9 protein-coding genes (1 of these 9 running past the window's edge) are annotated in these 8200 nt (G+C 32.6%); all 9 read right to left on the bottom strand.

All coding sequences use genetic code 11. The annotated features are described in order from the left end of the window. Window positions 1–185, bottom strand: partial view of an ATP-dependent zinc metalloprotease FtsH gene (ftsH, locus tag HMPREF1481_RS10205; protein WP_016466547.1) — the 5' portion only. Its footprint begins 1774 nt before the window's first position; 185 of the gene's 1959 nt are visible here — the first part of the coding sequence; the start codon lies at window positions 183–185; its stop codon lies beyond the left edge, outside the window. A 16-nt stretch (window positions 186–201) separates the two neighbouring features. Further along, a complete protein-coding gene (gene hpt, locus HMPREF1481_RS10200; protein WP_006150551.1) occupies window positions 202–744 on the bottom strand; it encodes a hypoxanthine phosphoribosyltransferase in 543 nt (180 codons plus the stop codon). 4 nt (window positions 745–748) lie between these two features. Then, window positions 749–2026 carry a tRNA lysidine(34) synthetase TilS gene (tilS, locus tag HMPREF1481_RS10195; protein ID WP_016466546.1) on the bottom strand — a complete coding sequence of 426 codons (1278 nt, stop codon included), beginning with the start codon at window positions 2024–2026 and terminating at the stop codon, window positions 749–751. Beyond that, a complete protein-coding gene (locus HMPREF1481_RS10190) occupies window positions 2023–3291 on the bottom strand; it encodes a serine hydrolase (RefSeq protein ID WP_016466545.1) in 1269 nt (422 codons plus the stop codon). The genes tilS and HMPREF1481_RS10190 overlap by 4 nt, the downstream gene beginning before the upstream one ends. Further along, window positions 3284–3406, bottom strand: coding sequence for an SP_0009 family protein (locus tag HMPREF1481_RS10990; protein WP_269479226.1), 123 nt, complete (start codon window positions 3404–3406; stop codon window positions 3284–3286). Before HMPREF1481_RS10990 ends, HMPREF1481_RS10190 begins: the two co-directional genes overlap by 8 nt. Before the next feature lie 6 nt (window positions 3407–3412). Then, window positions 3413–3781 carry a septum formation initiator family protein gene (locus HMPREF1481_RS10185; RefSeq protein WP_016466544.1) on the bottom strand — a complete coding sequence of 123 codons (369 nt, stop codon included), beginning with the start codon at window positions 3779–3781 and terminating at the stop codon, window positions 3413–3415. Further along, window positions 3774–4040, bottom strand: coding sequence for an RNA-binding S4 domain-containing protein (locus HMPREF1481_RS10180; RefSeq protein ID WP_016466543.1), 267 nt, complete (start codon window positions 4038–4040; stop codon window positions 3774–3776). Before HMPREF1481_RS10180 ends, HMPREF1481_RS10185 begins: the two co-directional genes overlap by 8 nt. A gap of 63 nt (window positions 4041–4103) precedes the next feature. Beyond that, window positions 4104–7607 (bottom strand): transcription-repair coupling factor, encoded by a 3504-nt coding sequence (gene mfd, locus HMPREF1481_RS10175; protein WP_016466542.1) that lies wholly within the window; start codon window positions 7605–7607, stop codon window positions 4104–4106. Next, a complete protein-coding gene (gene pth / locus HMPREF1481_RS10170) occupies window positions 7600–8169 on the bottom strand; it encodes an aminoacyl-tRNA hydrolase (protein ID WP_016466541.1) in 570 nt (189 codons plus the stop codon). Before pth ends, mfd begins: the two co-directional genes overlap by 8 nt. Window positions 8170–8200 lie beyond the last annotated feature (31 nt).

The raw sequence follows: 8200 nt of genomic DNA, 5'->3' as shown, positions 1-8200 counted from the left end.
GGTTGATAGGTCATTTCTTTTACATTGTCATTAGTGATTTCCTGCACCAATTCTGAGTATTTAATTTGTTGACTATGACCTGCAGCTCTTCCAGCAAAGAAGTACTGGAAGCCAGTGACTATCAAGAATATCATCAACAAATATAGAAATGGATTTTTTATAAAACCATTATTTTGTTTTTGCATTCAATAACTTACCCTTCTATTTTGAGTAAACTTCCTCTTTCAATACACCTACATAAGGAAGGTTACGATAATTTTCATTATAGTCTAAACCATAGCCTACAACAAATTCATTCGGAATTGTAAAACATGTATAATCTGCTTCGATTTCCACAGTACGGCCTTCTGGTTTATCTAACATAGTTACAATCTTAACAGATGCCGCTTCTCTAGCAGTAAACATATCTCTCAAACTTTTCAAGGTTTGACCAGTGTCGATAATATCTTCCACAAAAACAACATGTCTACCTTTAATATCTTGAGTTACATCTTGTTTGATATTGATAACACCACTACTTACAGTACCACCATGGTAGCTAGAAACCATCATAAAATCCATTTCAAGATGAGTGTCGATATATTTAACTAATTCTGCCATGAAAGGAATAGATCCTTTTAAAATTCCAACTAAAATTGGATTTTTCCCTTCATAATCTTTTGTTAATTGAGCACCTAATTTCTTAGCAGCTTCTGTAATTTCATCTTGTGAAATCAAAATCTTCTTGATATCTTGTTCTAACATGATTTTACCTATCTATTTTTTCTATATAAAGTATAGTGTTCATTATATCATTTTTCATTTTTATACTCAAATCACTGAGTTCAATTCCTAAAATTGAACAAATTTGTCCGAATTGTTCAATGATAATAGCATTTCCCCGTTTTTCTGTAGGAATTTTTAAATCAATAAAAAGTCGTCTTAATTTTTTTCGATGACCATTTTTTATCAAATAATCACCTGGTTGTCGATGACGTAAAATCAATGATGTTTCACGAGAAACATTGATTTTTTGAATATTTTTACCTTCTAGAGGAATTCCAAATGAAAACAGATAACCTTCATAATGAACTTGATTTTGATAGTCTAACACACACTTACTACTTTTTTCATCAGACTTTGGTCTGATTTTACAAATTTGAAAGTGTTGATATTCTTTTACAAGTTCATAACCATTTTTTAAATGATGACGATATTGACTTCTGGTCCTTAAAATATGATGGATTTCTTGAAACTGTTCTCTTGTAATATTTAAATCTGGAAAACGACTAAGATATTGTTGTAGTAAAACTCGCTGTGTTGCTTCTGAAAACGATAGGAATCGGGTTAGATCTTCCACATCGATCGTTTGAGAAAATTCAGCCATAGCAATCTGATAATCTGATACTTCTTTTCCAAACTCTAAAAATGCTCTCTTTACCTGAACATTTTCTTTTTCTAATTGTGGTAGATAAAGGTTGCGAACACGGTTACGAAAATAGGAATTTTCTTTGTTTGTCCTGTCTTCAAAATGCTCAATTTCAGGAAAATCTTTCTTATAAAAGGACAGTAGTGGACGAATCAACTCTCCCTTATCAAACTCTTGTCTTTCTTTAATAGCTGATAAGTGTTGTAATCTAACACCCCTAATTATTCTCATAAAAATCGTCTCAGCCTGATCATCTGCATGATGAGCTGTTACAAGAGCTGTAGATGACGTTTTCGCCATTACCTCTCTAAAAAATTCATAGCGAAATTGACGAGCATTTGCTTCTGAAAAATTTCCAGTAAAACAAGCTACATAAATTGGAACTCCAACTTGTTCTGCCAGTTTTCTTAATTCATTTTCTTCAATATCTGATTCTGGTCGCTGTTTATGATTCACATGAGCTAAAAATAATTCAATCCCAAGTTCTTTTTGATAGTTTGAAAGAAGATGAAAGAGAAACATCGAATCCAATCCACCAGACAAGGCTAGCACAACGCTTGAATGTTCTTTAAAATAACCTTTTTCTAGAAAATGATTTAAAAAATCTCGGTCTCTCATTTTAGGACCTCGTAGACATCCTTAGCAATTTTAGAAATAGTATCATAATCAGAATTTTTGGTAAAGATTGAAATCACGAAAGGAGAGTCTGTGTAAACTATAGCAGTGTCATGTTTGTATTCATCTGCATCCCCAATTTTATGGGCTACCTTAGCAGAAATATTTTTAGCAATCCGCTGATTATCAAATGAAGTCTGAGATAGGGACTCTAAAACAAAACCATTTTGATTGTAAATAGATTCCATAACTTGACCAGCCATTTTAGCCGAAGCTAACTTATCATTTACATCCCATTCATTACCAGCAATCGTAGTCATCTCTTTTTTGAAGACATCATCTGATTTATTCGTAACATAATAAGCAAGAATATTATGAGCTACATTGTCAGATTCTTTCGCTGTTTTTGTGATTAAATCTTTAATTGTGTACTCTTTATTATCCGCTGTTTTAGGGAGGCTTCCGCTTCCTTCTGGTTTGTATGATCCAGGAAAATCATTAACTTCAGAAACATACTTCAATTTTGTGTCAAGTTGATAATCACCCTGATTAATTTTCTCCTGAACAAAATAAAGATAAGGCAATTTCATAACACTAGCAGCATACATTTTTTGATTTTCGTTAATCCCAGCTTCCTTACCTGTACTCAATTGTTTCACATAAATAGAAAACTGTTCATTTTGATAATTTGCAGATAGTAACTCTTGTACTTTCTGGATACGATTATCGTCATTGGAAATATAATCCGTCGAAACCCAGCCAGTTTGTTTGATATGTAAGAATTCACGACCTTCAGCAAAAACAGACATGTCTGCTTCAACCTCTTGATAAGGTGCCAAAGTAGATTTTAATTCTTGTTGATCATAAGGACTATTATAGACAACAAATCCTGGTTCTAACCACACTCGTTTTGAGAAATTATTAACGATTGAACTATCGTATAAAAGTCGTTTATCAGCCATCACAAATTGATTATTTGACAATTTAAACACAGGCTGTCCTTGTTTATTTAATCGCCATTCTAAAACAGACAATTTTGTTTCTGCATTGACTTTCCCTGATTCTTTAATCAAGTCTTCTGTAGAATAAACAGGTGTTTCACCATAAAATTTTGGAGATTCTATAATATCTTGATAATAAAAATGATACGAAGCATGGGTTAAGGAATAAACTTCTTGGTTTGGAATGATAACTGGATTCTCAGTGCTTACTACTTGAACACTTTTTAGGAAAATAGGAAGTAGTAATATCACTAAAAATTTACGCATTCTTTTTCCCCTCTTCTTCTTGCAGTCGTAACAGATGATTTTTTTGAGATAATTCATCCAATTTTTCATCTGATTGACTTAAAAATTGTTCAACAATCTCTAATAAATTTTCCATTTCACATTACCTAGGAAGCAAGTCCGGAATTGTATAAACTTCTTCCCATGTTTTTGAATAATAATATTTTGCTCGAGAATATTTAGCCGCATAGGATTCATCTTTTAGCTTAGTTGCTAAACTAGCTTCTTTATCCTTTTCATCGCTCAATTCCTGATATTGTTTTTTCAAATCAGTTAGTTGTTGGCGACGTGTTAATAATTGTTGATAACTTTGTGCTAAATTGTAAGTTGGTAAGATGAATAACAACATAATCAAAATCAAAACCCAACCCATAAAACGATTGCGTTTTTGACGTTCTTCCATCATGTACTTACGTCTTTGGTGTTCATTTTGAATAAAAGAGTTATTCATTTGGACTATTTTTTTATACATCGCCTTCTACCCTTGTTTCACTAATGATTTCATACATTCCGGCTGCATCTTCTTTTTTTGTGCTATCTTTCATTTTCAGCACCTTTACAAGTAACAACTTATTTCCAAAACGAATTTCAACTTGATCATTGATTTTTAAATCTGTTGAACTTTTAGCAAGGATTCCATTTACCTTGATTCGCCCTTTATCTGCAACTTCCTTAGCTACCGTACGGCGTTTAATAATTCGTGATACTTTTAAATATTTATCTAATCTCATCTTAATACCTCAAATTATTATTTTACCATTTTTATCCCTTTTATAGAAGAAAAAAGGTAATTCCTAATGTGACTCTTTTGATTCTTTTATCTTTGCTAACGATTCTCCGAAAGTTAAAAGACCTTCTAAAATCTCATAATCTTTTTTATTTCGAATATCAAACACAACTTCTATCAACCCTTGATTTTCTGAAATATTGGCCTTCAAATTTGTCTGAGAAAGAGCCTGAAAATAATCTTGTGTTAAAAATAGTTGTTGCGATATTTTTTCAAACTGAATGACAAGCTGATTATTCTTTCTTTCAACACGATTAACAAATACTTTATCGAGATATGCTTTAGCTAGTCCAATTTCTAAAAGATAGGCAACCACATCCGGATATTCTCCAAATCGGTCAATCAACTCATCTTGTAATTCTTCATAGTTGACACGATTGTCAATCTGACGAATTCTCTTGTAAATTTCAATTTTATGGCGCTCATCTGATATGTACTCATCTGGAAGATAGGCATCAATTTGTAGAATTAACTCAGCATTTCCTTTTTCACGTTTCTTGTCAGTTCCATTTTTCTTAGCAATTGCTTCCTCAAGTAACTGAGAATACAATTCAAAACCAACTGAATCGATAAAACCAGACTGCGAACTTCCTAAAAGATTTCCAGCTCCACGAATGGATAAATCACGCATAGCAATTTTAAAACCAGAACCTAATTCAGTAAAGCCTTTGATAGCTTCCAATCTCTTCTCTGAAACTTCAGTTAATGATTTATCTGGCCGATACATGAGGTAGGCATAAGCAATTCGGTTACTACGACCCACCCGACCTCTTAATTGATATAAGGTTGATAAGCCCATATGATCTGCGTTTTCAATAAACAAGGTATTAGCATTTGGAATGTCTACCCCTGTTTCGATAATTGTCGTAGTTACTAAAATGTCATATTCGCCTTCAATAAAATCAAGTAATGTATTCTCTAAACGAATTTCACTCATTTGACCATGAACAAAACCAATAGAAGCTTCAGGAATCAGTTCTTGTAGTTCTGAAACTTTCTTTTCAATCGTGTCAACTTTGTTATAAAGATAGTAAACCTGACCACCACGATCGATTTCTCTCAACACAGCATCACGAATCACACGATCATTCTGTTCAAGAACATAGGTTTGAACAGGATATCGATTTGTTGGAGGGGTTTCAATGACAGATAAATCTCGGATACCTAGAATAGACATATGAAGAGTTCGAGGAATTGGTGTAGCTGTCAAAGTTAAGACATCAACCTTCTTTTTTAATTCCTTAAGTGCTTCCTTATGCTTGACACCAAAACGTTGTTCCTCATCGATGATAATCAAGCCTAAATCTGCAAATTCAACATCTTTAGACAAAACTCTATGAGTTCCTATCAAGATGTCCACTTGTCCTTTTTTCAATTTTTCAAGTGTTTCAGTCTGTTCTTTTTTACTTCTAAAGCGACTCAAAACATCTACGTTTACAGCAAATTGCTCAAATCTTTCCTTGAAATTACTGTAATGTTGCTGCGCAAGAACGGTAGTCGGTACTAAAACGACCACCTGTTTATGATCATTAACAGCCTTAAATGCAGCTCGCATGGCAACTTCTGTCTTACCAAAACCAACATCTCCAACTAAGAGTCGATCCATTGGTTGAGGTGCTTGCATATCTTTTTTGATTTCTTCTATACTTCGAAGTTGATCTTCTGTTTCAATATAGGGAAAAGCCTCATCAAAAGCAACCTGGTCTTCGTCATCTTTTGAAAATGCATATCCTTTCAGTTGGCTCCTCTCAGCATACAGTTTAATTAAGTCATCCGCAATATCTTCAACTTGATTTTTAACTTTTTGCTTAGCTTTTTTAAAATGTCCATCATTTAATTTATTTAGCTTTGGAGCTTGTCCATCACTTGAAACATACTTAGATAAGGTTTGGATTTGTTCTACAGGAATAGAAATTCGATCTCCATTTTGATATTGGATACTCACATAATCTCGATGAATTCCTTTGATTTCAATCGTTTCGATTCCTAAATACTGCCCAATACCATGAATTTGATGAACGACGTAGTCTCCTTTTTGGAGCTCATTATAATCCTTTAATCGCTCAGCATTACTGATATTTTGTCTTCTATATTTACGTTTAATCTTCTTCTTAAAAATTTCATATTCAGTGATAAATACAAGATTTTCATCTACAAAATGAAAGCCATGACGAAGATTTCCTTCAACAAGATTTACAGTTCCTTTACAGATTTCACTTCCATTACTATTGTCAACCTTAATTTCGTATTCGTCTAAAATTGTTGACAGTTTTTTGAGTTCAGCTTTGCTACTTGACTGAAGAACAATAGTATATTTTAATTTTTTATAACGTTCAATTTCTTCTTTCAAAAAAGAAAATTGATTGAAGAACTCTTGCATTGAATACTGATTAAATTGATAAAGATGATCAAATTTTAGATTTCCAAGACCTTTTTGAAAATTCGAAAATAAACTCACTGGTAAATATTTTTTGAATCGACTTTCTACGTCAGCAAAGTATTGTAAATTTGATACTGCTTTACTATTATGTAAATCTTCTGTAAAGTAGCTAGCTGTTTCCTTATCGAAAATATCATACTGGTTCATGATTTTTTGATAATCATCAAAAATGAGAGGTACTTCTTGTAAATAATCTAACAGTGTCCATTGTTTTTTATAAAAAACAGACAAAAACTTGCGAATATCAGAATGGATACTCTGTTGCTTAGCACTACTATAGACTTCCTCTAGATATGACTTCAAAGTTGGAGAAAGTGCCTTATCAATCTCATGCTCTAAAAATTGTTGTCCACGATTGTAATCTTCAATACTTAGTAAAATATCGCTAGCGGGATATATAGAAATTTCAGAGCGACTTTCTTTTGATAACTGTGTCTCTGCATCAAATTCTCTAATGCCATCTATCTCATCACCAAAAAATTCAATTCGGTAAGGAGATATTTGTGAGGTTTCAAAGATATCTAAAATATCTCCTCGAAGACTAAATTCACCTTGACTCTGAACTTGTGTAACTTTCTTATAACCAAGAGAAAGCAACTGACTTTTTAATTCATTTTGTTCACATTCTTGGCCAATTTCAAATTTCAAGATACTATTATCAAATACTTGAGGATCTGGTAAAAATAAACGGCTTGCTGCGACGTTACAAACTAAAATCCCTTTTTGAGATTTATCTCTTAGAAAACGTAAAGCTTCGACTCTTGAAAATATCTTTTCTTGAGACGACACCAAAAATTCTACCATAGGTGAATCATCTACCAAGAATGGATAGACCATATCAGTACCTAGGATAGAAATTAAATCATTTATTAAACGCTCAGCTTCTCCATAAGTAGATGTCATCACTAAAATCTTGTTATGATTTTTAACACTACTTGCAATTGCTAAAGACTTTGCTGAACCAGAAAGACCTAGTAATAATTGTCTTTGTTTAAGAGATAAATGCTCATTCCATGATTGTATCTGCTTATTTTCTAGAAAAAAATCGATTAATGCCATTTCCTTACCCATTATATTTCTGCATCGTTTTTTCAAAGTTTTTCTCTTGTAAATAATAATTTACAGCATCGTCAACCTTGTCAATAGACTGTAAAATACCAATATAATCTTCTTTGTCAAACTTGCTCAAAACATGATGAACAACTGACATTTCTTTTTTAGGTCTCCCAATACCAATCTTTACACGATTGAAAACTTGTGTCCCAATATGTTGAATAATCGACTTGATTCCATTATGACCACCAGCTGATCCTTTAGCTCGAAGACGAATTTTCCCAACTTCCATATCCAGATCATCGTAAATGATTAGTAAATCTTCAATATCCAAACCATAGTAAGTTAATAAGGCATGTACAGCTTTTCCACTCTCGTTCATAAATGTTGTTGGTTTCACAAGATAAATTTTTTCCCCATTAAGAAAAAATGAGGCTAACTCAGCTTGGAATATCTTATCGTGTGTAAAAGTGACATTCTGTTTCTTCGCTAGTTGGTCAATCAGCATAAAGCCAACATTATGTTTGGTTTCAAAATATTTATCACCTGGATTTCCCAATCCAACAAGTAGTTTAGTCATTTATTTTCCTTTCAAAAGCCAAAAGGGTTGG

The organism is Streptococcus sp. HPH0090 (assembly GCF_000411475.1).
Classification (GTDB): domain Bacteria; phylum Bacillota; class Bacilli; order Lactobacillales; family Streptococcaceae; genus Streptococcus.
The sequence above is the reverse complement of the archived record's forward strand: the minus strand, read 5'-3'. Positions and strand labels throughout refer to the sequence as shown.